Consider the following 26,264-nt stretch of genomic DNA (forward strand, 5'->3'; position numbering starts at 1 on the left):
GGAATGAGCGGCGTGCGTGGCACCTCCGCCGGGGACGCGGCGACCGGACCCGGCGCGGCGACCGCGCTGCCCACCGTGGCCGTTCCGTCCATCACCGTGGAGAGCCAGCACGGCCTCGGCGCCTCCCTGCTGCCGGCCGACGCGGCGGCGAAGACCCAGGGTGTCTTCCCGTACGCCGCCGACCTGTGGGCCGAGGGCCTGCTGTGGGCCGCGGTACTGCGCTCCCCGCACCCGCACGCCCGCATCGTCTCGATCGACACCACGCACGCCGCCGAGATGCCCGGCGTCCGCGCGGTCATCACGCACGCGGACGTGCCGGGCGACGCCATGCACGGCCGCCGGGTCGCCGACCGCCCGGTCTTCGCGCACGACATCGTCCGCCACCACGGCGAGCCGATCGCCGCGGTGGCCGCCGACCACCCCGACACCGCGCGGCTGGCCGCCGCCGCGATCACCGTCGAGTACGAGGTGCTGGAACCGGTCACCGACCCCGAGAAGGCGTTCGCGGCACCGCCGTTGCACCCGGACGGCAATCTGATCCGGCACATCCCGCTGCGCTTCGGCGACCCCGCGGCGTCCGGCGAGGTGGTGGTCGAGGGTGTCTACCGGGTCGGCCGCCAGGACCCGGCCCCGATCGGCGCCGAGGCCGGACTCGCCGTGCCTCGCCCGGACGGCGGGGTCGAGCTGTACGTGGCCTCCACCGACCCGCACGCCGACCGGGACATGGCCGCCGCCTGCTTCGGACTTGAGACCGACCGGGTCAAGGTGGTGGTCACCGGGGTGCCCGGTGCGATGGCCGACCGGGAGGATCCCGGCTTCCAACTGCCGCTCGGACTGCTGGCGTTGAGGACCGGCCACCCGGTCAAGCTGGTCGCCACCCGGGAGGAGTCCTTCCTCGGGCACGCCCACCGGCATCCGGCGCTGCTGCGCTACCGGCACCACGCCGACGCCGAGGGCAGGCTCGTCAAGGTCGAGGCGCAGTTGCTGCTGGACGCGGGCGCCTACGCGGACGCCTCGTCCGACGCGCTGGCCGCCGCGGTGGCGTTCGCCGCCGGTCCCTATGTCGTCCCGCACGTCTTCGTCGAGGGCTGGGCGGTGCGCACCAACAACCCGCCGTCCGGGCATGTGCGCGGTGAGGGCGCGATGCAGGTGTGCGCCGCTTACGAGGGACAGATGGACAAGCTCGCCGCCAAGCTCGGCCTCGACCCGGCCGAACTGCGGATGCGCAACGTCATGGCCACCGGCGATCTGCTGCCCACCGGTCAGACCGTGACCTGCCCGGCACCGGTGGCCGAACTGCTCAAGGCGGTACGGGACGCCGAGCTGCCGCCGCTGCCGTCCGCCGAGGACGAGGCGGAGTGGCTGCTGCCGGGCGGCCCGGAGGGCGCGGGTGAGCCGGGCGCGGTGCGCCGCGGGGTCGGTTACGCGCTGGGCATGGTGCACATGCTGGGCGCCGAGGGGCACGACGAGGTGTCCACGGCGACGGTCCGGGTGCAGGACGGCGTCGCGACAGTGATCTGCTCGGCGGTGGAGACCGGCCAGGGCTTCGCCACCCTCGCCCGGCAGATCGTGCAGGAGGTGCTCGGGGTGGAGGAGGTGGCGGTGCTGCCCGCCGACACCGACCAGCCGCCCGCCGGACCGTCCGCCCGCGGTCGGCACACCTGGGTGTCCGGCGGCGCGGTGGAGCGCGCCGCGAAGATGGTCCGCACCCAGCTGCTGCAGCCGCTGGCCGCCACGTTCGGGATGTCGGTGGAGCTGCTGACCATCGCCGACGGCAAGATCACCTCGTACGACGGGGTGCTCAGCACCACTGTCGCCGAGACACTGCAGGGCAAGGAACTGTGGGCCACCGCACAGTGCCGCCCGCACCCCACGGAGAAGCTGGACGAGACCGGCCAGGGGGACGCCTTCGTCGGACTGGCCTTCGCGGCGATCCGGGCCGTGGTGGACGTCGACATCGAGCTGGGCACTGTCCGGGTGGTGGACATGGCCGTCGCCCAGGACGTGGGCCGGGTGCTCAACCCCCGGCAGGTCGCGGCCCGCATCGAGGCGGGGGTCACACAGGGCGTTGGCATGGCGCTCATGGAGGACCTGCGCACCGCTCAGGGCGCGGTCAGGCGGCCGTCGCTCACCGGCTACGCGCTGCCCACCGCGCTGGACGCGCCGCCGGTGCGGATCGTGAAGCTGGTCGAGGAGCGGGACGTGGTGGCGCCCTTCGGGGCGAAGGCGGTGAGCGCGGTACCCGTGGTGGTCTCGCCCGCGGCGGTCGCGGCGGCGGTACGGGCCGCCACCGGCCGGCCGGTGGGACGGCTGCCGATCCGCCCGCAGACGGCGGCGGCCCGGCAGGCGTGAGAGCGGCCGTCGGACTTGGTCCGGTTTGCCCGCCGGGGCCCTGAAATGCGTCATGGTCGTGATACTGACGGTGACGAGCGGGTGCCCCGCGTGTGAGCCTCCGCATAGGGCGCAGGTCACTTACGAAGGCGTGTAGTGGACGCATAAAGGTGCCGTCAACAGGGCCGCCACGGGCTGTGGCGGCCCTTTTCGCGCCCGCTGGCCGACCCCGTTTCCACTAGTGCGGATAGTAGGTCACATCTTTGCCAGCGGATTTTCCGGTCGCTAAGAATTGCCGAGCCGCAGGGCGCCGTGGGACATGAACGCGGCGCCTATCGCCGAAAAAGCGAAGGCGTCGCCCGGACTATGTGCCGGACGGGCGACTGCGGCTCAGCGACCTGGAAGAGGAACCAACTCAGCCATGCCCATGCCCGCCTTTCCCGCTCTCAACCGCATGACCCGGACGACCCTGACGCACCTCGACGGCCTGACCCGGAAGCACAAGCTCTCCGCGGCCGGTGTCGCCGTTGCCGGCGCCTCAGTCCTGGCCTTCACGGTCGCTCCGGGATCGGCGCACGCAGCCAACCTCAGCAACCCGGTGATGTCCGCCGCCATGGCGTTCAGCACGTCGGACGCCGGCTCCGCCCCCCAGAGCCAGCAGGCCAGCATCTCGCAGCAGGTCGCCGAGGCCGTCAAGCCGGTCAAGGACCACGCCTCGGCCCAGCACCAGGCCGCGCGGAACAAGGCCGACGAGGCCCGGCGCAACGAGCCGCAGGCCGCGAACCGCTCGGAGTCCCGCCCGGCCGCCCCGGCGCAGGCCGCTCCGGCCCAGCCCGCCCCGGTGTCGTACCCGAACAACCTGGACGGCTGGATCCGGCAGGCGCTGGACATCATGCACAAGAACGGCATCCCGGGTACCTACGACGGCATCAAGCGCAACATCCTGCGCGAGTCCAGCGGTGACCCGAACGCCATCAACAACTGGGACATCAACGCCCGGAACGGGATCCCGTCCAAGGGCCTGCTCCAGGTGATCGACCCGACGTTCAACGCGTACCACGTCGCCGGAACCTCCCACAACATCTGGGACCCGGTCGCCAACATCGTGGCCGCGTGCAATTACGCCGCGAACCGCTACGGCTCGATGGACAACGTGAACTCGGCCTACTGACGGGTCCCATGGCGCCAATAAACGCGGTGCCGGTAGTGAATTCACTACCGGCACCGCGTTCTCCGCTTTTCGCGGGGATTGCTCCAGCCGCTTCCCCGGCCGCATTTCACGGAGGCCGTGGCGGGAATCGAACCCGCGTAACTCGCTTTGCAGGCGAGCCCCTGAACCACTCGGGCACACGGCCGTGTTGATGCCCTAGACCATAGGCCCGCGCCCCGGGGCGGGGTCAACGGTCGCGCGCGGGGCGCAACGTGACCGCCACACCGCGTTCACGAACCGGCGGCGGGCCTACGACGATCGGACGACGAGGAACCCGACCACGGCCAGGCGCCGCCGAGCCCCTGGCGACCTACGCTGCCGCCATGACCGCGCTGAACGGACCTCTCAACGAGCAACGCACACCGCCCATATCGGGCACCGACGACCGGGCGGAGACGGTGCTGAGCCGCCGCTACCGCGCGTTGACGCTGGGGATCGTCTCGGTCGTGCTGCTGGTCGCCTTCGAGGCGACCGCCGTCGGCACCGCGATGCCGGTCGCCGCCCGCGATCTGCACGGGCTGTCGCTGTACGGCTTCGGCTTCTCCGGCTACTTCACCACCAGCCTGTTCGCGATGGTGGTCTCCGGCCAGTGGTGCGACCGGTCAGGACCGCTGGCACCACTGAGCACCGGTATCGCCTGTTTCGCCGGCGGACTGGTGGTCTCCGGCACCGCGCGGGCCATGTGGCCGTTCATCGCCGGGCGGGCCGTCCAGGGCGTCGGAGGCGGGCTGTTGATCGTCGCGCTGTACGTGGTGGTCGGCGGTGCCTATCCGGAGCGGCTGCGGCCGTCGGTGCTGGCCGCGTTCGCCGCGTCCTGGGTGGTGCCGTCCATCGTCGGGCCGCTGGTCTCCGGCGCGGTGACCGAACAGCTGGGCTGGCGCTGGGTGTTCCTCGGCATCCCGGTCCTGGTGGCCCTGCCGGTCTCGGTGGCGCTGCCCGCCCTGCGCCGGGCGGCGGTCGCGCGGCACCCGGACGCCGCGGCCGCGCCGCGCGACCGGCGCCGCGTCCCGCTGGCGCTGGGCATCTCGGCGGGCGTGGCGCTGCTCCAGTACGCGGGCCAGGACGTACGCAGCTGGTGGTCGCTGCTGCCCGCGGTCGCGGGGGCGGCGCTGCTGGTGCCGTCGGCGGTGCGGCTGCTGCCCAGGGGGACGTTCCGGGCCGGGCGCGGGCTGCCGTCGGTGGTGCTGCTGCGCGGTATCGCGGCCGGGTCGTTCCTGGCCGCCGAGAGCTTCGTGCCGCTGATGCTGGTGACCCGGCGCCAGCTCTCCCCGACACTGGCCGGTCTGTCGCTCGCCAGCGGCGGCGTGACCTGGGCGCTGGGCAGCTATCTGCAGTCCCGGCCGCGCCTGGAGCCGTACCGGGAGCGGTTGGTGCGGGCCGGGATGGGGCTGGTGGTCACGGCGGTGGTCGGCGCGGCGCTGGCGCTGGCACCGGTGGTGCCGGCGTGGATCGTGGCGGTCGCGTGGTGCGTGGGCGGGCTCGGCATGGGGATCGTGATCGCCTCGATGAGTGTGCTGCTGCTGAGGTACTCGCCGCCGCGGGAGGCGGGCGCCAACTCGGCGGCCCTCCAGGTGTGCGACGCGCTTTCCAACGTGGTGCTGGTGGCTGCCGGGGGAGTGCTGTTCGCCGCGCTGGGCGGCGGTACGGTCGCCGCCACCGGTGGCCCGGCGGCCGGCGCCCATTCCCATCCGGCGGCCTTCGCGGCGGTGTTCTGCCTGGCGGCGGTGGTCGCGCTGGCCGGTGTCGGGGTGGCGGGCAGGCTGCGTCCCGAGCGGTAACGGCCGTTATCGGTACCGGACTTGGCGCGGGGGGCGGCAGCCGGGCCCCGGGAGCGGAGAGCGGCGGGGCGTGCTGTGAGGTGTGTCGCACCCCGGCGTGGACTCGCCGCGTTCGGCGCGGGGCGGTGAGGAGGCGCCGGTAAGCTGTCACGGTTTTCGTATCCGACCGACGTGACCGACAGATCCGACGGACCCGCCCGGAGACCGTGACTACCACCGCCTCGCACCACCTCTCACCCGCCTTCCCCGGCCGTGCCCCGTGGGGTACGGCCGGGAAGCTGCGTGCCTGGCAGCAGGCCGCACTCGACGCGTACATCCAGTCCCAGCCGCGTGACTTCCTCGCCGTGGCGACGCCGGGCGCGGGCAAGACCACGTTCGCGCTGACCCTCGCCTCGTACCTGCTGCACAACCATGTGGTGCAGCAGGTCACGGTGGTCGCGCCCACCGAGCACCTGAAGAAGCAGTGGGCCGAGGCGGCGGCGCGGATAGGCATCAAGCTGGATCCCGACTACAGCGCGGGCCCGGTGTCGAAGGAGTACCACGGCGTCGCGGTGACCTACGCGGGCGTCGGGGTGCGGCCGATGCTGCACCGCAACCGCTGCGAGCAGCGCAAGACGCTGGTCATCCTGGACGAGATCCACCACGCCGGCGACAGCAAGTCCTGGGGCGAGGCGTGCTTCGAGGCGTTCGAACCGGCCGCCCGGCGGCTGGCGCTCACCGGTACGCCGTTTCGTTCGGACACCAATCCGATCCCGTTCGTCTCCTATGCGGAGGGCACGGACGGCATCCGGCGCTCGGTGGCCGACTACACCTACGGGTACGGCAACGCGCTCGCCGACGGTGTGGTGCGGCCGGTCATCTTCCTCTCCTACAGCGGCAACATGCGCTGGCGCACCAAGGCGGGCGACGAGATCGCCGCCCGGCTCGGCGACCCGATGACCAAGGACGCCATCGGCCAGGCCTGGCGGACCGCGCTGGCGCCGACCGGTGAGTGGATCCCCAACGTGCTGCGCGCGGCCGATCTGCGGCTGACCGAGGTCAGAAAGAGCATCCCGGACGCGGGCGGTCTGGTGATCGCCTCCGACCAGGACGCGGCCCGCGCCTACGCCAAGCTGATCCGGGAGATCACCGGGACCAAGGCGACGGTGGTGCTCTCCGACGACACCGGCGCGTCCAAGCGGATCGACGACTTCAGCAACTCGGAGGACCGCTGGATGGTCGCGGTCCGCATGGTGTCCGAGGGGGTGGACGTACCGCGGCTGGCGGTGGGCGTCTACGCGACGACGATCTCGACGCCGCTGTTCTTCGCGCAGGCGGTCGGGCGTTTCGTACGGTCCCGGCGGCGCGGGGAGACGGCGTCGGTCTTCCTGCCCACCATCCCGATGCTGCTCGGCTTCGCCAACGAGATGGAGGTCGAGCGCGACCACGTGCTCGACAAGCCGAAGAAGTCGGGCGAGGACGACATCTACGCGGAGGAGGACAAGCTCCTCGCGGAGGCCGAGAAGACGCAGGACGAGGTCACCGAGGAGCAACTGCCGTTCGAGGCACTGGAGTCGGACGCGGTCTTCGACCGGGTGCTGTACGACGGCGCCGAGTTCGGCATGCAGGCGCACCCCGGCAGCGAGGAGGAGCAGGACTACCTGGGCATTCCGGGACTGCTCGAACCGGACCAGGTGCAGTTGCTGTTGCAGCGGCGGCAGGCCCGGCAGATCGCGCACAGCCGCAGGAAGCCGGACGCCGAGGCGGACCTGGTGGAGCTCCCGGCCGAGCGGCGCCCGGTGGTCAGCCACAAGGAACTGCTTGAGCTGCGCAAGCGGCTCAACACCATGGTCTCCGCCTACAACCACCAGAGCGGCAAGCCGCACGGGGTGATCCACAACGAACTCCGCCGCGCCTGCGGCGGTCCGCCGAGCGCGGAGGCGACGGCGGGCCAGATCCAGGAGCGGATCAAGAAGGTCCAGGAGTGGGCCACCCGCCTGCGCTGACCTCGCGCTGGGCGTTCGGCGCAAGGGCCCTTCCCGGGTGTGGCCCGGCCCGCGCCCGGGGGTTTACGGAAGTCAAGGTTCCGCATCTGCAATGCGCGTAAAACTCCGCGATCCGGCGTAGCCGATCGGGGAAAGGTAAAGAGCTGTGCCCGGATTGTGGACGAGCTCTTTCGCTGAGCGGTACCGCTCGCTACTGTCCCGCTCACGCACGCGCCGTGGCAACGCCGCCGCGGAGCGCAGCCGGGTTCCACGCGACCGGCGGCCTCTGCGCGCGCTGCCGCGCCGTCGGCAGTGGTTCCGTCGCGCCGGGCCGCCACTCACCTGAGGAGGGGGCGTCGTGACCGCGGAGACCTCACAGACGCTCGACCGGGGACTGCGGGTCCTCAAACTGCTGGCCGACACCGACCACGGGCTCACCGTCACCGAGCTCGCGGCAAAGCTCGGCGTCAACCGCACCGTGGTGTACCGGCTGCTCGCCACGCTCGAACAGCACGCCCTCGTGCGCCGCGACCTGGGCGGCCGGGCCAGGGTCGGGCTGGGCGTGCTGCGGCTGGCGCACCAGGTGCATCCGCTGCTGCGCGAGGCCGCGCTGCCCGCGCTGCGCTCGCTCGCCGAGGAGATCGGCGCCACCGCGCACCTGACGCTGGTCGACGGCAACGAGGCGCTGGCCGTCGCCGTGGTGGAGCCGAGCTGGACCGACTACCACGTCGCGTACCGCACCGGCTTCCGCCACCCGCTGGACCGCGGCGCGGCGGGCAAGGCGATCCTGGAGGGCCGACTGTGGAACGCCGCCCGCCGCAACGTACCCGCCCCCGCCTGCGCCGGCGGCCCGGCGCCGCAGGCGGAGCAGAACGGGGCGCCCGGCTACGTCCTCACCCACAGCGAACTGGAGGCGGGCGCCAGCGGCGCCGCCGCGCCGCTGCTCGGCGTCACCGGCATCGAGGGCAGCGTCGGCGTGGTGATGCTCGCGGACTCCGTACCGGAACGCGTCGGCCAGCGCGTGGTGGCCGCGGCGCGGGAGGTCTCGGAGGCACTGCGGTAACGGCTGGGGAACCGGAGACGGCGGGACACCGCAGAAGTGTTGTAATGCCAGTGTGTCTTCTCGCGCCAAGATCCTCGCCGTCTGCTCCGCCGTCGTCGTCGCGCTGCTCGCGGTGGCACTGTTCGCCCCGCTGCCGATCACGATCGCCTATCCGGGCATGACCGCGAACGTCCTGGGCGCGAACAACGGACAGTCGGTGATCACCGTGACCGGTACGAAGACCCGTCCCACCAGCGGACAGCTGCGGATGGTCACCATCGCCGCCACCGCGCCCAACGCGGACGTGCACTTCAGCGACGTGTGGAAGGCGTGGTGGTCCAGGAGCGAGGCGGCGATGCCGCGCAGCGCCGTCTACCCGGGCGGGGGCAGCGTCCAGCAGGTCACCCAGCAGAACCTCAACGAGATGAAGCAGTCCCAGCAGGCGGCCACCGCCGCCGCCCTCAAGCACATGGGACTGTCGCCCTCGCAGGTGAAGGTGGACCTCAAGCTCGCGGACGTCGGCGGCCCAAGCGCCGGACTGATGTTCACCCTGGGCATCATCGACCGTGTCCAGGGCGACGGAAAGGGCAACGACCTCACCGGTGGCCGCACCATCGCCGGCACCGGAACCATCGACCAGAGCGGCGCGGTCGGCGCGGTCGGCGGGGTACCGCTCAAGGAGCAGGCGGCCAAGCGCGACGGCGCCACCGTCTTCCTCACCCCCAAGGACGAGTGCTCCGACGCCAAGGCGGAACTCCCGGCGGGCCTGAAGCTGATCCCGGTCAACACCCTGGACGACGCGCTCAGCTCCCTGGCGGCGCTGCGCTCCGGCGCACCGCTGCCGAGCTGCTGACCCCAACAGGGCCATGTTCAACCGGACTTGATGAACCCCTCGCGAACCAGCCAGTCCTTGGCGACCTCGCGCGGGTCCTGGCCGTCCACGTCCACCTTGGCGTTGAGCCGCCGCTGGTTCTCGGTGGTGAGCTTGGCCGTGATGGGTTCGAGCACGGTGGCGATCGCCGGATGGGAGCGCAGCGAGCGGCTGTTGATCTCCGGGGCCGCGTTGTAGTCGGGGAAGAAGTGCCGGTCGTCCGCGAGCACCCGCAGGTGCCTGGCGGCTATCCGGCCGTCGGTGGTGAACACCTCGCCCAGCGCGCAGGAGGTGCCCTGGGAGACCTGGGTGTAGACGATTCCGCTGTCCATGATCCGGATGTTCCTGACCGGGATGCGCATGCCGTACGCCTTCTCCATGCCGGGCAGGCCGTCGTCACGCACGTCGAACTCGTTCTCCACGCAGAGGGTGACCACGCCCGGGTCCGACCGCGACAGTGCGGCCACGTCGGACAGCGTGGAGTAGCCGTACCGCCTCTGGTTGGCCTGGTTCGACGCCAGCGCGTAGGTGTTGTCGAGGGTGGCAGGCGGCAGCCAGGTCAGGCCGTTGCGGGCGTCCTGGTCGCGTACCGCCTGCCACTGGGCGTGCGGGTCGGTGATGGGTCGGGTGTGTCCGAGGTAGGTGATCCAGGCGGTGCCGGTGTACTCGTACATGGCGTCCGCCGTGCCCTTGAGCACCGCCTGGCGGGCGCCGATGGAGCCCTGGATGTTGGTCTTGTCGATGACCGTGGCGCCCGCCGCCTTGAGCGCCAGGCCCATCATCTCGCCGAGGATGATCTGTTCGCTGAAGTTCTTGGAGGTGACCGTCAGCGTCACTCCCCTGAGTGGTTTCCCCTGGCCGATCGAGCCGGGCTGCACCGGGTCGGCGATGGCCTGGCCGCTCCTGAGCCCGCAGCCGCAGAGCGCGGCCGTGCCGCACAGGGCGAGGGCCGCGCAGAGCGCCACCGCGCGCACCGCGTTCACCGGCGCAGGAAGCCCTGGTCGATCAGCCATGACCTCGCCACCTCCCGCGGGTCCTTGCCCTCCACGTCGACCTCGGCGCCCAGCCTGCGCGCCTCCTCGGTGGTGAGCCTGGCGGTCACCGGGCCGAGCAGCCCGGCGAGTTGGGGGTAGCGCCGCAGCGTTGCGCCGTAGACGACCGGGGCCGCGTTGTAGTCGGGGAAGAAGTGCCGGTCGTCGGTGAGCACGGTCAGCCGGTCCGCCTCGATCCGTCCGTCGGTGGCGTACACGTCGCCGATCAGGCAGGGACTTCCCGCCGCGATCTGGGTGTAGATCAGCCCGGCGTCCATCGTCATGATCCGTGATTTCGGCACCGAGACGCCGTATGCCCGCAGCACGCCGGGCAGCCCGTCGTCGCGCACCGCGAACTCGTTGTCCGCGCAGATGGTCAGGGCCGACGGCGAGCGCCGGGCCAGCGCCGCCACGTCGGAGAGCGTCCGCAGCTTGTAGCGCGCGGCGTTGTCCCGGTTGACGGCGAACGCGTAGGTGTTGTTCAGCCGCGCCATCGGCAGCCAGGCCAGTCCGTTGCGGGCGTCCTGGTCGCGTACCGCCCGCCACTGGGCGTGCGGGTCGGTGATGGGTCGGGTGTGGCCGAGGTAGGTGATCCAGGCGGTGCCGGTGTAGTCGTACATCGCGTCCGCCGCCCCGCTGAGCATCGACTGGCGGGCGCCGATCGAGCCGCTGATGCCGGTGTGGTCCCGTACCGTGGCGCCCGCCGCCTTGAGCACCAGGCCGGTGATCTGGCCCAGGATGCGCTGCTCGGTGTCCTGCTTGGAGGCGACCGTCAACCGTGCGCCGGACAGCGGGCGGCCCGCGCCGACGGAACCCGGCCTGACGGTGTCCGCGATCTGCCCGCCGCTGTGCAGCCCGCACCCGGAAAGCGCCCCCAGCAGGGCCAGCACGGCGCACAGCGGACGGCTCACCCCGCCTCCAGCCCGTGCGGGGTCATCCGCAGCTCGGCCAGTGACGCCAGCCAGTCCACCAGCAGCGCCAGCGCCACCGCGAGCACCGAGCCGACGATCAGCACCCGGGTGCGCTGGGTGACGATGCCGTTGGTGATGATCGTGCCCAGCCCGCCGCCGCTGACGAACCCGGCGAGCGTGCCGGTGCCCACGTTGAGCACCAGCGCGTTGCGCACCCCGGCGAGGATCAGCGGTACCGCCAGCGGCAGTTCGACCTTGCGCAGCACGCCCCAGCCGGACATGCCGATGCCGCGCGCCGCGTCCACCAGGCTCGGGTCGATGGCCCGCAGCCCGCTCATGGTGTTGCTGAGCACCGGCAGCACCGCGTACGCCACCATGCCGACCAGCGCGGTGTGCGGGCCGATGCCCAGCCAGAAGGTGAGCAGCGCCAGCAGGCCGATGGACGGGATGGACTGGCCGAGGTTGGCGACGGCGGTGGCCAACGGGGCGGCGCCGCGAAGTCGTTGACGGGTGAGCGCGATGCCCAGCGGGATGGCGATCACCAGCACGAAGAAGGTGGAGTACGCGACCAGCTTGATCTGCTGCCACAGCGCCTGGCGGACCGCGCCGCCGTTCAGCGAGTTGCGTTCGATGGAGTCCAGCTGGATGTTGCTGATCCACAGATAGGTGGCGACCAGCGCCAGTGCGACCACGATCGGGGTGAGCACCAGCCGCTTGGCCGAGACCCTGCGGCCGGGGGTGCTGGGCAGCATTGAGACGACCGGCTGTTCCGGCTCGCCGCCCGGGTCCTGCCGTTCGGCCAGCCGCTCGTGCTTCTCCGGGCCGCCGGTCATGGCCGCTCGCCCCCGGCGAAGCCGGTCTCCAGCCGCTGCTGGGTCTGGTGGGCGCGCGCCTCCTCCAGGTCGTGCCGGTGCTCAAGGGCGGCCATCCGGTCGGCCTCCAGCAACCGGTGCACCGAGTTCAGCAGCGTCTCCATGTCGACCACACCGACGTACTCCCCGCGCCGCCCGGTGACCGGCACCCGGCCCGCGCTGTCGGTGAGCACCGCCTCCAGCGCGTCCCGCAGCGTGGCGTCCCGGGTGACGTGGTGGGTGACCAGCGTGCCCGCCCTGGCCAGCGAGCCCTTGGCGCGCATCAGGTCGCCGCGCCGCAGCCACTTGTACGGGCGCTGCCGCCGGTCGAGCAGCAGCAGTTCGTTGCCGCCGCGCTCGCGCAGCTTGTCGAAGATCTCCTGGAGCGGGTCGTCCATGGTGACGGTGGGGACGTCCTCGATCGTCACGTCGCGCACCCGGGTCAGGTTGAGCCGCTTGAGCGCCGCGCCCGCGCCGACGAAGCCGGAGACGAAGTCGTCCGAGGGGTTGGTGAGGATCGCCTCCGGGGTGTCGAACTGGGCGATGTGCGACTGCTCGCGCAGCACCGCGATGCGGTCGCCGAGCTTGATCGCCTCGTCGAAGTCATGGGTGACGAAGACGATCGTCTTGTGCAACTCGTGCTGCAACCTGATCAGTTCGTCCTGCAGGTGGTCGCGGGTGATCGGGTCGACCGCGCCGAACGGTTCGTCCATCAGCAGCACCGGCGGATCGGCGGCCAGCGCCCTGGCGACCCCGACGCGCTGCTGCTGGCCGCCGGAGAGCTGGCGCGGGTAGCGGTGGTGGAACTCGCGTGGGTCGAGTCCGACCAGGTCCAGCATCTCCTCGACCCGCTCCCTGATCCGCGCCTTGGGCCAGCCGATCATCTTCGGCACCTGCGCGATGTTCTCCGCGACCGTCATGTGCGGGAAGAGACCGGAGGACTGGATGGCGTAGCCGATCCGGCGGCGCAGCCGCACCGGGTCGATGTCGGTGACGTCCTCGCCGTCGATCCTGATCCGGCCGGAGCTGGGCTCTATCAGCCGGTTGATCATCCGCAGTGTGGTGGACTTGCCGCAGCCGGACGGGCCGACCAGGATCACCGTCTCACCGGCGGCGATCTCCATGTTGACGCCGTCCACCGCGGGCTGCTGGCTGCCCGGGTAGCGCTTGGTGAGGTCGTCCAGCTCTATCACCGCGCCGGTGACGGCCCGCTGGCGGTCAACCACGGATCCCCCTTGAGGTGGTCAGCCGTCCGATCAGCGCCAGGGCGAAGTCGAACAGCAGGGCCAGTACGACGATGCCGAGCGTTCCGGCCAGCACCTGGTTGAGCGCGTTGGCGCTGCCCAGGCTGGAGATGCCGTTGAAGATCTCGTTGCCCAGGCCGGGGCCCGAGGCGTAGGCGGCGACGGCGGCGATGCCCATCAGCATCTGGGTGGCCACCCGGATGCCGGTGAGGATGGACGGCCAGGCCAGTGGCAGTTCGACCTTGAGGATCTGGGCGGTCCGGCTCATCCCGATGCCCCGGGCGGCGTCCACCAGCGTGGGGTCGACTCCGCGCAGCCCCACGATGGCGTTGCGCAGGATGGGCAGCAGCGCGTAGAGCACCAGCGCCGTCACGGTGGGCGGCACGCCCAGGCCCAGTACCGGGATCAGCAGGCCGAGCAGCGCGTACGACGGCACGGTCATGATCGTCACGGTGGTGGCGATGGCCAGCCGTCCGGCCCGGTCGTTGCGGTACGTCAGCACGCCGATGCCGATGCCGACCGCGGAGGCGACCACCATGCACTGGAACACCGCGCTGGCGTGCTGGTACGTGTCCGTCAGCAACTGCTGACGCCGGTCGCTGACGAAACTCCAGAAGTCCACGTCGGCCTCCTGACGCATCACCGTACTGACGGCCACACAAAGGCGTCTACCAGGCGTCTACGCCCCGTCCCGCGCTGTTCCGTCCTGCGATGCCTGCTCCACCAGCGGGATGATCCGGTACGGAACCGGATTTTCCATGACGATCGCCGTGGAAGCTCGCACGATGCCATCAAAACCCACGACCCGGTCGATCACACGTTGGAGATCGGCGTTCGAGCGGGCCACCAGACGGCACAGCATGTCCCCGTGCCCGGTGGTGGTGTGCAGTTCCAGCACCTCGGGCACGGTCGCCAAGTGGGCCCGTACGTCCGGGCCTTGGCCCTGCTTGATCTCCAGCGTGGCGAAGGCGGTGACCGGGTAGCCGAGCGCCGCTGGATCCACCTGGGGGCCGAAGCCCCGGATCACCCCTTTGGCCCGCATGCGGTCGAGCCGCGCCTGGACCGTGCCGCGCGCCACCCCCAGCCGTCGGGACGCCTCCAGTACCCCTATCCTCGGCTCCCGCTCCAGCAGCTTGATCAGCCGCCCGTCGAGCGGATCGATGCCCATAGCGCCTCCTCGATGGTCATCATGCACAGATTGACCGGTGAATCCGGGCTAGTGCTGCACAGCATGTCCAGTGATTTCGCAAACTATTGCGCACTATGAAGCGTGGCGGGAGGCTTTCGCCATGACTGAGACCCAGGACAAGACCAAGGACGCATTCCCGGTCAAGGGCATGGACGCCGTCGTCTTCGCGGTCGGCAACGCCAAGCAGGCCGCGCACTACTACTCCACCGCCTTCGGGATGAAGCTCGTCGCCTACTCGGGCCCGGAGAACGGCAGCCGTGAGACCGCCAGTTACGTCCTGGAGTCCGGCGGCGCCCGCTTCGTGTTCACCTCCGTCATCAAGGCGGAGACCGACCGCGGCCACTTCCTCAGCGAGCACGTCGCCGAGCACGGCGACGGTGTCGTGGACCTGGCGATCGAGGTGCCGGACGCCCGCGCCGCGTACGAGCACGCCGTGGCGCACGGCGCCACCGGCCTCGACGAGCCGTACGAGCTGAAGGACGAGCACGGCACGGTCGTGGTCGCCGCCATCGCCACCTACGGCCAGACCCGCCACACCCTCGTCGAGCGCACCGGCTACGACGGCCCCTACCTGCCCGGCTTCGTGGCCGCCAAGCCGATGGTCGAACCCGGCGCCCGCCGCTTCCAGGCCATCGACCACTGCGTCGGCAACGTCGAGCTGGGCAAGATGGACGAGTGGGTGGCCTTCTACAACAAGGTCATGGGCTTCACCAACATGAAGGAGTTCGTCGGCGACGACATCGCCACCGAGTACTCGGCGCTGATGTCCAAGGTGGTCGCCGACGGCACCCGCAAGGTGAAGTTCCCGCTCAACGAGCCCGCCATCGCCAAGAAGAAGTCCCAGATCGACGAGTACCTGGAGTTCTACGGCGGCCCCGGCGTGCAGCACATCGCGCTGGCGACCAACGACATCGTCTCCACGGTGCGGGCGATGCGGGCGGCCGGTGTGGAGTTCCTCGACACGCCCGACTCGTACTACGACACCCTCGGCGAGTGGGTCGGCGAGACCCGGGTACCGATCGACACACTGCGCGAGCTGAAGATCCTCGCCGACCGCGACGAGGACGGCTACCTGCTGCAGATCTTCACCAAGCCGGTGCAGGACCGGCCGACGGTCTTCTTCGAGATGATCGAGCGGCACGGCTCCATGGGCTTCGGCAAGGGGAACTTCAAGGCCCTCTTCGAGGCCATCGAGCGCGAGCAGGAGCGCCGCGGCAACCTGTGAGCCGGGGTCCGGGGCGTCGCCCCGAAGATCCTCCGCCCTCGGCCGGCGGCCGCGTGCTTTCGCTCGCGGCCGCTCGGTGCGACGCTGAGGGCATGACGGATCTTGTGGAACGGCTGCGTGCGGGACTGCCGGACGAGGCGGTGCTGACCGACCAGGACGTCACCACCTCGTACGCCCGGGACATGGCGAGCTTCTGCGATGCCGGGGCACCGGCTGTCGTCGTGCTGCCGCGCACGGTGGAGCAGGTGCAGCACGTCATGCGCACCGCGACCGAACTGCGCGTCCCGGTCGTCCCGCAGGGCGCCCGCACCGGCCTGTCCGGAGCGGCCAACGCCAGCGAGGGCTGTGTGCTGCTCTCCCTGGTCAGGATGGACCGCATCCTGGAGATCGACACCGTCAACCGCATCGCGGTGGTCGAACCGGGCGTGGTCAACGCGGTGCTCTCCCGTGCCGTCAGCGAGCAGGGCCTGTACTACCCACCGGATCCGTCGAGTTGGGAGCAGTGCACCATCGGCGGCAACATCGGCACCGGCTCCGGCGGGCTGTGCTGTGTGAAGTACGGGGTCACCGCCGAGTACGTGCTCGGCCTCGAAGTCGTCCTGGCCGACGGGCGGTTGCTGCGCACCGGGCGGCGCACCGCCAAGGGCGTCGCCGGCTACGACCTCACCCGGCTGTTCGTCGGCTCCGAGGGCAGTCTGGGCGTCGTCGTCAAGGCGGTGCTGGCGCTCAGGCCCACCCCGCCACGGCAGTTGGCGCTGGCGGCCGAGTTCCCGTCGAACGCCACCGCGTGCGAGGCGATCTGCGCGATCATGTCGGCCGGACACGTGCCGTCGCTGCTCGAACTGATGGACCGCACCACCATCCGGGCGGTCAACGAGATGGCGCGGATGGGGCTGCCGGAGACCACCGAGGCGCTGCTGCTGGCCGCCTTCGACACCCCCGACCCGGCGGCCGACCTGGCCGCGGTCGGCGAACTGTGCACGGCCGCCGGGGCGACCACGGTGGTGCCCGCAGAGGACCCGGCCGAATCCGAACTCCTCCTGCAGGCCCGGCGGATGTCGCTGCCCGCCCTGGAGCGGATGACCGGCACCACCATGATCGACGACGTGGCGGTACCGCGCTCCCGGCTGGCCGCGATGCTGGACGGGGTCGCCGCCATCGCCGACCGGCACGACCTGGTGATCGGGGTGTGCGCGCACGCGGGAGACGGCAACACCCACCCCGTGGTCTGCTTCGACGCGGCCGACCCCGACGCCACCCGGCGGGCCCGCGCCTCCTTCGACGAGATCATGGCGCTCGGCCTGGAGCTGGGCGGAACGATCACCGGCGAACACGGCGTCGGGGTCCTGAAGAAGGACTGGCTGGCCCGCGAACTCGGCCCGGTGGGCGTGGAGTTGCAACGCGGCATCAAGCAGGTCTTCGACCCGCTGGGCCTGCTCAATCCCGGCAAGCTGTTCTGAACCACGGCGGCGCTAGGCCCCCGCCTCCGGGCTGTCGTCGCCCGGCCAACCCCCGTGCGGCCACAGGTCGTCCAGCGTGGTGGGGGCGAGCAGCCGGCTCAGTTCGTCCTCCATACCCAGCTGTTCGTGCTCGGTGCCCGGCGGGACCACACGCAGCGTGCGCTCCAGCCAGGCGGCCATCGGAGACGACGGTGCCTCCAACAGCGCGCTGCCGTCCGGGGAGTTGAGCGCCAGGCAGATCACACTGCGGCCCTCCACCTTCGTCGGCCAGATCCGCACATCGCCGTGGCCGGACGGCCGGAACACCCCCTCGACCAGCAGCTCCCGGGCGAACGTCCAGTTCACCGGCGAGTCGGAGCCGATATGGAAGGTGATGTGCACGGCGAACGGATCGTCGGTCCGGTAGGCCAGCCGGGCCGGTACGCAGACGCTGCGCTCGGGCGACAGCACCAGGGTCAGTTCCAGTTCGCGTTCCACGACGGTGCGCATGAAGACGACGTCCTTTCCTCGGCAGCCCCTGGCGGAGTGACGCAGCGGGCGCTGCGGGGGGCCGCACCGGGAGAGAGCGCATACCTCCCACACCATTACGCGACTTCGGGCCGCGATGTTGGGATTTTCCGGAACGGCTGCCCTCGTGGGCCCCGAGCGGCTAAAGAAGACCGGTGAGCGGGGTGCGTCCGCACGGACGTGCGTCGCACGTGTTCGCGGTGTTCGGGCCCGTGTCCACGGGCGTCTTCCGAGGTCCGGGTTCTTCGTTAGTGTCTTCGCTAGTGTCCTTCCCGGGGGTCTCGCACCCGGGCACGTCGGCCAGGATGGGAGTTGGGGGCTGTGGTGTCCTCCGGTGGCGGTGGTGAGCAGGTGCCGCGCGAAGGCTATTACCCAGACCCGTCGATTCCGGGATACGTCCGGTACTGGAACGGTGCGGCGTGGGTCCCCGGAACCAGCCGCCCTGCGCCCGCGCCGGGCGAGACGCTCGCCCCGCCTCCTACCGCCGCGACGGCCGTGCCGCCCTCGGTCACCCCGCAGGCCCCGCCGCGCACCCCGGCGATCGACGAGTCCGGGCCGATGTTCCTCGACGAGGATCCGGGCGCGCCGGTGGCGGAGACGTCGGGGGCCTCCGGGATGTCCTGGAAGGCGGATCCGGCCCGGCAGGCCGGGGTCGGCGAGGCAGCCCGCAAGGTGAGGTGGGGGTCGGAGGGAGACGCCGCCGGGGCGGACGCGGCTGGTTCCGGGACCGACAACCCTCGGGACGCGGCCGTCGCCGGTACGGGTGGTTCCGGCGCGCCGGGACCGGGGGCCGGTGCTCCCGCGGGTGCGGGCGGTTTCGGCCCGCCGGGGTCGGGGGCGCCGGCGGCGGAGTTCGGTGTGCCGGGCTTCGGGGCGGCCCCCGCTGTGCCGGGTACGGCTGCCAGCGGCACGCCGGGCGCCGCTTCGGCTGTCCCGGGTGCGCCGCACGCGTCCGGGGGTCACCCGTACCCCCAGGGCGCCGCGAACGGCGCTCCGGCCGCCCCCGGCCAGGCCGCCTACGCCTATCCGCCGCAGGCCCCCGTGCCGGGCGGCTACGGGTTCCCCCCGCCGGGCGGCGAACCGCTGCCGGGCGGCTACGGCTACCCCCAGGCGGGCGGCGACCCCGTGCCGTGGCAGCGGCAGGTGCAGGAGCTGGCCGGTGACAGCGGCGCCGCCGGGCCCGCCCTGCCGTGGCGCCCGCCGGTCGCCAACCCCTTCCTCCAGGCGCAGGAGCAGGCCCGCCCGGCCGGTACCGGACGCCGCCTGGCCGCCCGGCTCATCGACAGCGTGCTGGTCCTCGCGGCGGTCGCGGCGGGCGCCTTCCCCCTGGTCAGCGCCTCGGTACGACACATCCAGGACAAGATCGACGCCGCTCGGCAGAGCGGTGAGAACGTCCAGGTCTGGCTGATCGACGGCACCACCGGCCTGTACCTGGGCATCGTGCTGGCCGCGCTGCTGCTGGCCGGGCTGCTCTACGAGGTGCTGCCCACCGCCAAGTGGGGCCGGACCCTGGGCAAGAAGCTGCTCAAGCTGCGGGTGCTCGACATCGAGTCGCAGCTCACCCCCGGCTTCGGCCAGGCGCTGCGCCGCATGCTGGTGCGCCAGCTGCTCGACTTCGTCGTGGTGGGCGTCGTCAACGCCCTGTGGTGCCTGTTCGACCGTCCTTGGCGGCAGTGCTGGCACGACAAGGCAGCCCGTACCTTCGTCGCGGGCGGCAGCTGAGCCCGTACCCTGGCGTCGCCCGAACGGGTGCGACCAGGGGCGCGCGGCGGGTGGCCGGGTTTGACTCGGTCTATGAGTACCGATCAGCCGACGCCCGGCTCCGGCGAGGAGCCCCCGGAGGGACCGTCCCAGCCGCGCGAGGACGATCCGTTCCGGAAGCGCCCGCCGCATCCCACGCCGCCCGGCGGCTCCGGTGAGCCCAGCGCCGCTTCCGGTGGTGAGCCCGGCCGCCCGTTCGGCGAGCCCAGCGGCGCCGGCGGCGAGCCGCCCTACGGCCGGATGCCGCCACCGCCGGCCGGCGGCCGTGCCGGGAGCGATCCGCTCGCCGGGATGCCGCCGCTGGCCAACCGGTTCAAGCGGCTGGTCGCGAGGATCATCGACGCGCTGATCGTCGGCATCCCGCTCGGCATCATCCTGGGCTTCGCCTTCGGCGGCTACAACTACAACCGGGCGGGCCGCAGCTTCTGGCAGGAACTCATCTACGCCCTGGTGTACTTCGCCTACGACGGCTACATGCTCACCACCCGCGGCCAGACCTTCGGCAAGCAGTTCATGAAGATCCGCGTCGCGATGCTCGACAACGGCGCGCTACCGGCCGGTCAGCCGGGCTGGACCCGCGCGGCCGTCTACGCGCTGCCGCCGATCGTGCCGTGCTGCGGTTCGCTGTTCTGGCTGGTCAACGTCCTGTGGCTGCTCTGGGACAAGCCGTACCAGCAGGCGCTGCACGACAAGGCCGCGAAGACCGTGGTGGTCGCCGCGCAGTGACCGGAGGTGTCCGCGTTCAGTGGCGCAGCGAGTGATCGCTGAGCACCGGCTCGGCCGCACGGCCGGTACGGGCGCGGGGCACCCGGTGCGGACGCGCCGGGGCGGCCGGCCGGGCCGGTCGGGACTGCCGGGTGGTGTGCGCTCCCCAGGGCAGGGTGAAGGTCAGTGCGACGAGCACCCCGAGCGCCAGCCCGGCGAGCGCGATCACGATGACTCCCGCACCCGAACTGGCCCGGGAGAGCAGCAGCATGGCGATGGTGGAGAAGACGACGGTGGCCGAACCATAGGCGAGCTGTGCGGGGGTCGGGCGCGGCATGTCGGAATCCGTCCTCGATGCGGGGTACGTCAGTCGGTCGGGCGTTGTCCGTTCTCAGTCGTTCGCGTGTTTGATGTGTCGCTCAATGACTCTACGAGTCCGCATGCCCGATGGGAACGTCCGGTAAGCGTGACCTAACCGACCGTACGGAGCACAGGGGGCGCACGGATTTCACAGTGCGCCTCTCGGAACCGGTCGTACAGGTGTCGCGCCGGACAGTGTCAGATGACCCGCGAGTGGGACCACCGCCATCTGGCGGAGGCACACCCTTCGGCCTGATCATCGTTCTTGTCGGTATGTCCCACCCGTGAGGAGGTGTCGTGGCCGCCGGTGGTTTCGCCAAGCTGCCCAATGGCAACGTTGTCGTGGCGCTGACCCTGCCCCGCCCGGGCGATGGGCACGCGGGGGCCGCCGTGCGGGTGCTGGTACACGCGGTCAACCGGCAGCGCGCCCTCACCAGGGTCCGGAACCTTGGCTTCCGCGCGGTTCGGCTGAGCGGCAACGCGGAGCCGCCCACCCCGGACGAGATCAGCGCCGTGCTCCACCATCCGGACGGCCTGGTCTGGCGGTCCCGGCACGCCGATGACACCGAGCTGTGGCATCCGCTGCGGGCGTTGCGCAGACTCGGCGCGGTCGGCTGAGCCTCAGTCCGTCACCACCGGCTTGCCGCCCGCCATCGGCGTTCCGCGCAGCTGCACCCCGGCGTGCCGCATCTCCTCCAGGGCCCGCTCGGTGGTCTCCGGCAGCACGCCCGCCGTCAGATCGAGCAGCACCCGGGTGGTGAAGCCCTCGCGCGCCGCGTCCAGCGCGGTGGCCCGCACGCAGTGGTCGGTGGCGAGGCCGACGATGTCGACCTCGCCGACGCCCCGGTCGCGCAGCCACGCCGCGAGGCCCATCCCGTTCTCGTCCACGCCCTCGAAGCCGCTGTACGCGCCCGAGTACGCGCCCTTGTCGAAGACCGCGTCGATCGCGCCGGAGGCCACCGCCGGTGCGAAGTTCGGATGGAAGCCCACGCCCTCGGTGCCCGCCACACAGTGCGGGGGCCAGGTCGCCCGGAAGTCGGGGTGGTCGGAGAAGTGGTCTCCGGCGGCGATGTGGCAGTCCCGGGTGGCCGCCACGTGCCGGTACACGCTTCCGGCGGCGCCCACCAGATCGGTGATCGCGGCGGCCACGTCGGCGCCGCCCTCCACCGCCAGGCTGCCGCCCTCACAGAAGTCGTTCTGTACGTCAACGACGATCAGTGCCCGGTGCATTGTGCACGCCTTTCGTAAGGCCCCAAGCGTAGTACCGGATCGGGGTGTTGCCCCATCTGTCAGTACCCACCGGGTTATCCGTCACACGAACTCGGTGGGCAGTACGGGCTCGCCGCGCGACAACTGGGTTGCCGACAGCGGCAGTCCGGCCCGGGCCTGGATGTGCCGGGTGCGCGCCGCGTCCAGCGGCTCGCGGGCCACCACCTCGCCGCGCAGTACCAGCGGGGCCAGCAACTGCCGGTCGGCCAGCTCGGGCGGCACCGGCCCGGTGCCGACCACCTCGGCCTCGGCGACGCCGTCCGCGTCCAGTCGGCGCGCCGCCCACTTGCGGCCGCCGGTGCTGGCCTTGCCGCCCAGCGACTTCTTCGCCACCGGCACCAGCGGGCTGTCCGGGGCGTCGGCGTCGTGCCGGGCGCGGGCGACCAGCTTGTAGACCATCGAGCAGGTCGGATGGCCGCTGCCGGTGACCAGCGAGGTGCCCACGCCGTACGCGTCGACGGGGGCGGCGGCCAGCGAGGCGATGGCGTACTCGTCGAGGTCGGAGGTGACCACGATCTTGGTGTTCTTCGCGCCCAGCGAGTCGAGTTGCTGGCGGACCCGGTGGGCGTGCAGCAGCAGGTCGCCCGAGTCGATCCGGACCGCGCCCAGCTCGGGGCCGGCGACCTCGACGGCGGTGCGTACCGCCTCGGTCAGGTCGTAGGTGTCGACCAGAAGGGTCGTTTCGGCGCCGAGGGCGTCCACCTGGGCGGTGAACGCGTCGCGCTCGGTGTCGTGCAGCAGGGTGAAGGCGTGGGCGCTGGTGCCGACGGTGGGGATGTTGTAGCGGAAGCCCGTGGCCAGGTCCGAGGTGGTGGCGAAGCCGCCCACGTACGCGGCGCGGGCCGCGGCCACCGCGGCCAGTTCATGGGTGCGGCGGGCGCCCATCTCGATCAGCGGGCGGCTGCCCGCGGCGACCGCCATCCGGGACGCGGCGGCGGCGACCGCCGAGTCGTGGTTGAGGATCGACAGGACCAGCGTCTCCAGCAGGATGGCCTCGCCGAACGTGCCCTCGACCCGCAGGATCGGCGAGCCCGGGAAGTAGACCTCGCCCTCGGGGTAGCCGTGGATGTCGCCGGTGAAGCGGAAGTCGGCCAGCCAGTCCAGGGTGGCGCGGTCCACGACCTTCTCCCGGGCCAGGAAGCTCAGTACGTCGGCGTCGAACCGGAAGTTCTCCACGGCGTCCAGTACGCGGCCGGTGCCCGCGACGACGCCGTAGCGGCGGCCCTCCGGCAGGCGGCGGGTGAAGACCTCGAAGACCGAGTGTCGACGGGCCGCGCCGCTGCGCAGGGCGGCCTGCAGCATCGTCAGCTCGTACCGGTCGGTGAACAGGGCGGTCGACGGCACCGCCACCGGCAGCCCGAGAGCCGACCCGGCCAACATCGCTGGAGTGTCCATGACTCGGATGCTACCCCGTAATCGTCATCTTGACGATTACCAGTGACGTGATCTCCGTCGCTCCCGCGCCGGACCTCCGGCCCGCCCGCCGGGTCCCCGGCGACTCGCCGCCGTCGAACGGCCGGTCCTCGGCACGCCGCCGGAACCCGGCGGTGCCGCACGACCCCTCAGCGGCCTCCACCGCGGGCGCCGCGTCCGTAACTCCGGACACACCGTCACTGGTGGAACCGACCGCCTCGGGGCGTCCGGTCCGCGCGGCGAGACGCGCACCCCGGCCAGGGGTGCGCCGCGCCCGGGGTGGGCGCCCCCCGGCGCGAGTTGGGGGGCGGGAAGTGGCAGCATGGGAAGGGTGAGTGTCGCACCCGTGGAGATCGAGCGGACCGAGTCGAGCGAGGCGGTATCCGAGGAGCCCAAACCCGACGTCCCCTGGGTGACGATCGTCCACAACGACCCGGTCAACCTGATGAGCTACGTGACCTACGTCTTCCAGGCCTACTTCGGCTATCCGAAGGACAAGGCCAAGAGGCTGATGCTGGACGTCCACCACAAGGGCCGCGCCGTTGTCTCCAGCGGCACCCGCGAGGAGATGGAGCGCGACGTACAGGCCATGCACGGCTACGGTCTGTGGGCCACGCTCAGCCAGGACCGCTGACCCCCCTTCGACTACCCGGAGACATACGGGCCTCATGGCCGGATACTTCGAAGCCGCCCCCGACGGCGGAGCCGCGATCGCCCTCGACGAGGTGGAGATCTCCATTCTCCGCAGCCTCGCCGTCCAGCTCCTCGAACTGATCGGCCCCGGACCCGGCGGGTCCGCGGACGACAGCGACCCGCTGGCCGCACTGCTCGCCGACGGCCCCACCCAACCGCCGTCCGATCCCGCGCTCGCCCGGCTGTTCCCCAACGCCTACTGCGACCCGAACAAGGCGTCGGACGCCGCGGCCGAGGCGGCCTCCGCCGAGTTCCGCCGCTACACCGAGAACGACCTGCGGTCCCGCAAGCGCGAGGACGCGCTCGCCGTGGTGCACGCGCTCGACGCGCTCACCCCGGCCGGTGACCGGGGCGCGGTGCTCAGGGTGGACGGTGACCAGGCGCAGCGCTGGCTCGGCACGCTCAACGACCTGCGGCTGACCATCGGCACCCGGCTGGGGGTGGACGAGGATCCGGACAGCGAGTTGTACCGGCTGCCGGACGAGGATCCGCGCAAGCCGTTGATGATGGCGTACATGTGGCTCGGCGGCCTCCAGGAGTCGCTGATCGAAACCCTGCTGCCGTAGCGCCGTACCTGGCTGTTCGCCGGGTGTTCGCTCAGCGGACGCTCAATTCCGCATAACGATCGCGTTACCCGCGATACGCGTTTCGTCCGTAAGTGCACCTTTTTGCGGCAGTTTTCCGTGATCTAGGCCACATTCGTATGCGCGGATCATCCTCGCACTCGTGATAGGAATCCACGACCAGCCGTAGGACGCCACCCATGTCCACGCGGCGGCGCTGTGCCGACCGATCGTCGGCGTGCGACTCCATCCGGGGGAATCGGTACCCGGCCCGGTCACGTAGTGCCGGCCGGGCGTGCAGACGTGGAGAAAGGCGCACACCACCATGGCCTCAGAGCAGGTCAAATCAGTGATCGACGGCGGCGCGGAGGAATCCTCGGAAGAGGGTTACCACCGGGGACTGGGAAACCGTCAGATCCAGATGATCGCAATTGGCGGCGCGATCGGCACCGGTCTTTTCCTCGGTGCCGGCAAGGCGATTTCCAAGGCCGGTCCGAGTCTCATCCTGGCGTATGCCGTCGTCGGCATCATCATCTTCCTCATCATGCGGGCGCTGGGCGAACTGCTCATGTACCGCCCGGTGTCCGGAAGCTTCTCCGAGTACGCCCGGGAGTTCCTCGGCCCGTTCTTCGGGTATGTCACCGGCTGGACCTACTGGCTTTTCTGGGTGGTCACCGGCATCACCGAGGTGACGGCCGCCGCCAGCTACGTCCAGTACTGGTGGCCCGGTGTTCCGCAGTGGACGTCCGCGCTGGTCTTCACCGTCGCCCTGTACTTCGTGAACCTCATCTCCGTGAAACTCTTCGGTGAGTTGGAGTTCTGGTTCTCGATGGTCAAGGTGACGGCGATCATCGGCATGATCCTGATCGGCATCGGGGTGCTCACCCTCGGCTTCTCCAAGGCCGGTGACACCGCGTCGATCAGCCACCTCTGGAATGACGGCGGATTCTTCCCGAAGGGAATCGGCGGCACGCTGATGACCCTACAGATCGTGATGTTCGCCTTCCTCGCCGTGGAGTTGGTGGGCGTCACCGCGGGTGAGTCCAAGGACCCGAAGACCGTGCTGCCGAAGGCCATCAACACGGTGCCGTGGCGCATCGGCCTCTTCTACGTCGGCGCGCTCGTCATCATCATGGCGCTGGTGCCGTGGACCGAATTCCAGCCCGGCGTAAGCCCGTTCGTCGCCGCCTTCGCGAAGGTCGGTCTGCCGCTCGGCGCCGGAATCGTCAACTTCGTCGTGCTCAGCGCCGCGTTGTCGTCCTGCAACTCCGGCATGTACTCGACCGGCCGTATGCTGCGCGACCTCGCGCTCAACGGCCAGGGCCCGAAGGCCTTCACCAAGCTCACCCGCAACGGCACACCGCTGCTGGGCACCACCGTCTCCGGCGCTTTCATGCTCGTCGGTGTGTGGATCAACTACCAGTGGCCGTCGAACGCGTTCAACTACGTGGTCTCGTTCGCGACCATCTCCGGTATGTGGGCCTGGATCATGATCCTCTGCTCCCATCTGCGGTACCGCCGGGCGGTGCGCCTCGGCCGTCTGCCCGCCTCCGACTTCCGGATGCCGGGTTCGCCGTGGACCAGTTGGATCGCGCTCGCCTTCATCGGCCTGGTGGTCGTGGAGATGGGCATCGACAAGGACGCCCGGGTCTCGCTCTACTGCGCCCCGGTCTGGGCGGTGATCATGATCGTCTCGTACTTCGGGATCCGGGCCCGCCGTCCGGAGGTCTTCGCGAAGAAGGACGTCGCGGTCGAGCGTCAGGCCGAGCGCGTCAAGGCGTGAGGGTGTGAAGAGGGCCGCTCCGACTGCTCGGGGCGGCCCTTTTCCTGTCCTCTGCGCTCTCCCGCCGCCCGCCGCCACCCTCGAACGAGGTCCTCCGGGCCAC

General features: G+C 71.1%; 25 protein-coding genes and 1 tRNA gene. 14 read left to right on the forward strand and 12 right to left on the reverse strand.

Annotation, left to right across the window (positions count from 1 at the left end; translation table 11 throughout):
* Nucleotides 1–3: 3 nt before the first annotated feature.
* Nucleotides 4–2,352 (forward strand): xanthine dehydrogenase family protein molybdopterin-binding subunit, encoded by a 2,349-nt coding sequence (locus O5O46_RS24360; RefSeq protein WP_269857693.1) that lies wholly within the window; start codon nt 4–6, stop codon nt 2,350–2,352.
* Between the two features lie 433 nt (nt 2,353–2,785).
* On the forward strand, nt 2,786–3,502 hold the full coding sequence (locus tag O5O46_RS24365; protein ID WP_269857694.1) for a transglycosylase SLT domain-containing protein: 717 nt from the start codon (nt 2,786–2,788) through the stop codon (nt 3,500–3,502).
* 112 nt (nt 3,503–3,614) lie between these two features.
* On the opposite strand, the gene O5O46_RS24370 is transcribed toward O5O46_RS24365, so the two are convergent.
* Nucleotides 3,615–3,686 (reverse strand) — tRNA-Cys (locus O5O46_RS24370).
* A gap of 178 nt (nt 3,687–3,864) precedes the next feature.
* On the opposite strand from O5O46_RS24370, the gene O5O46_RS24375 reads away from it, so the two are divergent.
* From O5O46_RS24375 to O5O46_RS24390, 4 genes are all read left to right on the forward strand, one after another.
* On the forward strand, nt 3,865–5,319 hold the full coding sequence (locus O5O46_RS24375) for an MFS transporter (protein WP_269857695.1): 1,455 nt from the start codon (nt 3,865–3,867) through the stop codon (nt 5,317–5,319).
* 206 nt (nt 5,320–5,525) lie between these two features.
* Nucleotides 5,526–7,304 (forward strand): DEAD/DEAH box helicase, encoded by a 1,779-nt coding sequence (locus O5O46_RS24380; RefSeq protein WP_269857696.1) that lies wholly within the window; start codon nt 5,526–5,528, stop codon nt 7,302–7,304.
* Nucleotides 7,305–7,641: 337 nt separating this feature from the next.
* The gene (locus O5O46_RS24385; protein WP_269857697.1) at nt 7,642–8,346 is read left to right on the forward strand and encodes an IclR family transcriptional regulator; all 705 of its coding nucleotides are present in this window, start codon (nt 7,642–7,644) and stop codon (nt 8,344–8,346) included.
* Between the two features lie 52 nt (nt 8,347–8,398).
* On the forward strand, nt 8,399–9,178 hold the full coding sequence (locus O5O46_RS24390) for a S16 family serine protease (RefSeq protein ID WP_269857698.1): 780 nt from the start codon (nt 8,399–8,401) through the stop codon (nt 9,176–9,178).
* Between the two features lie 17 nt (nt 9,179–9,195).
* Here the strand turns inward: O5O46_RS24390 and O5O46_RS24395 are convergent, their stop codons facing one another.
* Genes O5O46_RS24395 through O5O46_RS24420 form a run of 6 tightly spaced genes read right to left on the reverse strand, consistent with a single transcriptional unit; the run spans nt 9,196 to nt 14,401 of the window.
* A complete protein-coding gene (locus tag O5O46_RS24395; RefSeq protein ID WP_269857699.1) occupies nt 9,196–10,209 on the reverse strand; it encodes a glycine betaine ABC transporter substrate-binding protein in 1,014 nt (337 codons plus the stop codon).
* On the reverse strand, nt 10,176–11,138 hold the full coding sequence (locus O5O46_RS24400; protein WP_269857700.1) for a glycine betaine ABC transporter substrate-binding protein: 963 nt from the start codon (nt 11,136–11,138) through the stop codon (nt 10,176–10,178). Before O5O46_RS24400 ends, O5O46_RS24395 begins: the two co-directional genes overlap by 34 nt.
* The gene (locus tag O5O46_RS24405; RefSeq protein ID WP_269857701.1) at nt 11,135–11,971 is read right to left on the reverse strand and encodes an ABC transporter permease; all 837 of its coding nucleotides are present in this window, start codon (nt 11,969–11,971) and stop codon (nt 11,135–11,137) included. The genes O5O46_RS24400 and O5O46_RS24405 overlap by 4 nt, the downstream gene beginning before the upstream one ends.
* Nucleotides 11,968–13,215, reverse strand: a complete 1,248-nt coding sequence (locus O5O46_RS24410; RefSeq protein WP_269857702.1) for a betaine/proline/choline family ABC transporter ATP-binding protein — start codon at nt 13,213–13,215, stop codon at nt 11,968–11,970. Before O5O46_RS24410 ends, O5O46_RS24405 begins: the two co-directional genes overlap by 4 nt.
* Nucleotides 13,208–13,855, reverse strand: a complete 648-nt coding sequence (locus tag O5O46_RS24415) for an ABC transporter permease (RefSeq protein WP_269857787.1) — start codon at nt 13,853–13,855, stop codon at nt 13,208–13,210. The genes O5O46_RS24410 and O5O46_RS24415 overlap by 8 nt, the downstream gene beginning before the upstream one ends.
* Nucleotides 13,856–13,912: 57 nt before the next feature.
* Nucleotides 13,913–14,401: an Lrp/AsnC family transcriptional regulator gene (locus O5O46_RS24420; protein WP_269857703.1), complete on the reverse strand. Its 489-nt coding sequence runs from the start codon at nt 14,399–14,401 to the stop codon at nt 13,913–13,915.
* Between the two features lie 121 nt (nt 14,402–14,522).
* Between O5O46_RS24420 and hppD the strand changes: the two genes are divergently transcribed.
* Nucleotides 14,523–15,647, forward strand: coding sequence for a 4-hydroxyphenylpyruvate dioxygenase (hppD, locus tag O5O46_RS24425; RefSeq protein WP_269857704.1), 1,125 nt, complete (start codon nt 14,523–14,525; stop codon nt 15,645–15,647).
* Between the two features lie 92 nt (nt 15,648–15,739).
* Complete coding sequence (locus tag O5O46_RS24430) at nt 15,740–17,107, forward strand: FAD-binding oxidoreductase (protein WP_269857705.1); 1,368 nt, start codon at nt 15,740–15,742, stop codon at nt 17,105–17,107.
* 12 nt (nt 17,108–17,119) lie between these two features.
* On the opposite strand, the gene O5O46_RS24435 is transcribed toward O5O46_RS24430, so the two are convergent.
* Nucleotides 17,120–17,596: an SsgA family sporulation/cell division regulator gene (locus O5O46_RS24435; RefSeq protein WP_269857706.1), complete on the reverse strand. Its 477-nt coding sequence runs from the start codon at nt 17,594–17,596 to the stop codon at nt 17,120–17,122.
* Nucleotides 17,597–17,935: 339 nt separating this feature from the next.
* Here O5O46_RS24435 and O5O46_RS24440 point away from each other — a divergent pair, with 339 nt between their 5' ends.
* On the forward strand, nt 17,936–19,336 hold the full coding sequence (locus tag O5O46_RS24440) for an RDD family protein (RefSeq protein ID WP_443072616.1): 1,401 nt from the start codon (nt 17,936–17,938) through the stop codon (nt 19,334–19,336).
* Nucleotides 19,337–19,408: 72 nt separating this feature from the next.
* Nucleotides 19,409–20,101, forward strand: coding sequence for an RDD family protein (locus O5O46_RS24445; protein WP_269857708.1), 693 nt, complete (start codon nt 19,409–19,411; stop codon nt 20,099–20,101).
* Nucleotides 20,102–20,117: 16 nt separating this feature from the next.
* On the opposite strand, the gene O5O46_RS24450 is transcribed toward O5O46_RS24445, so the two are convergent.
* On the reverse strand, nt 20,118–20,417 hold the full coding sequence (locus O5O46_RS24450) for a hypothetical protein (protein WP_269857709.1): 300 nt from the start codon (nt 20,415–20,417) through the stop codon (nt 20,118–20,120).
* A gap of 320 nt (nt 20,418–20,737) precedes the next feature.
* Between O5O46_RS24450 and O5O46_RS24455 the strand changes: the two genes are divergently transcribed.
* Nucleotides 20,738–21,058, forward strand: coding sequence for a hypothetical protein (locus O5O46_RS24455; RefSeq protein WP_269857710.1), 321 nt, complete (start codon nt 20,738–20,740; stop codon nt 21,056–21,058).
* 3 nt (nt 21,059–21,061) lie between these two features.
* Here the strand turns inward: O5O46_RS24455 and O5O46_RS24460 are convergent, their stop codons facing one another.
* The 3 genes from O5O46_RS24460 to O5O46_RS24470 form a co-directional block, all read right to left on the reverse strand.
* Nucleotides 21,062–21,670: an isochorismatase family protein gene (locus tag O5O46_RS24460; protein ID WP_269857711.1), complete on the reverse strand. Its 609-nt coding sequence runs from the start codon at nt 21,668–21,670 to the stop codon at nt 21,062–21,064.
* An 81-nt stretch (nt 21,671–21,751) separates the two neighbouring features.
* Nucleotides 21,752–23,104 (reverse strand): nicotinate phosphoribosyltransferase, encoded by a 1,353-nt coding sequence (locus tag O5O46_RS24465; protein WP_443072612.1) that lies wholly within the window; start codon nt 23,102–23,104, stop codon nt 21,752–21,754.
* Between the two features lie 10 nt (nt 23,105–23,114).
* The gene (locus O5O46_RS24470; RefSeq protein ID WP_269857712.1) at nt 23,115–23,315 is read right to left on the reverse strand and encodes a hypothetical protein; all 201 of its coding nucleotides are present in this window, start codon (nt 23,313–23,315) and stop codon (nt 23,115–23,117) included.
* Nucleotides 23,316–23,444: 129 nt separating this feature from the next.
* On the opposite strand from O5O46_RS24470, the gene clpS reads away from it, so the two are divergent.
* The 3 genes from clpS to O5O46_RS24485 all read left to right on the forward strand — a co-directional run bounded on the left by clpS (nt 23,445) and on the right by O5O46_RS24485 (nt 26,161).
* The gene (gene clpS / locus O5O46_RS24475; RefSeq protein ID WP_269857713.1) at nt 23,445–23,756 is read left to right on the forward strand and encodes an ATP-dependent Clp protease adapter ClpS; all 312 of its coding nucleotides are present in this window, start codon (nt 23,445–23,447) and stop codon (nt 23,754–23,756) included.
* Between the two features lie 34 nt (nt 23,757–23,790).
* Nucleotides 23,791–24,381, forward strand: coding sequence for a DUF2017 domain-containing protein (locus O5O46_RS24480; RefSeq protein ID WP_269857714.1), 591 nt, complete (start codon nt 23,791–23,793; stop codon nt 24,379–24,381).
* Between the two features lie 322 nt (nt 24,382–24,703).
* Entirely contained in the window at nt 24,704–26,161 is a 1,458-nt protein-coding gene (locus tag O5O46_RS24485; protein WP_269857715.1) for an amino acid permease, read from the forward strand.
* Nucleotides 26,162–26,264 lie beyond the last annotated feature (103 nt).

Source organism: Streptomyces sp. RPT161, assembly GCF_027533845.1.
Classification (GTDB): domain Bacteria; phylum Actinomycetota; class Actinomycetes; order Streptomycetales; family Streptomycetaceae; genus Streptantibioticus_A; species Streptantibioticus_A silvisoli_A.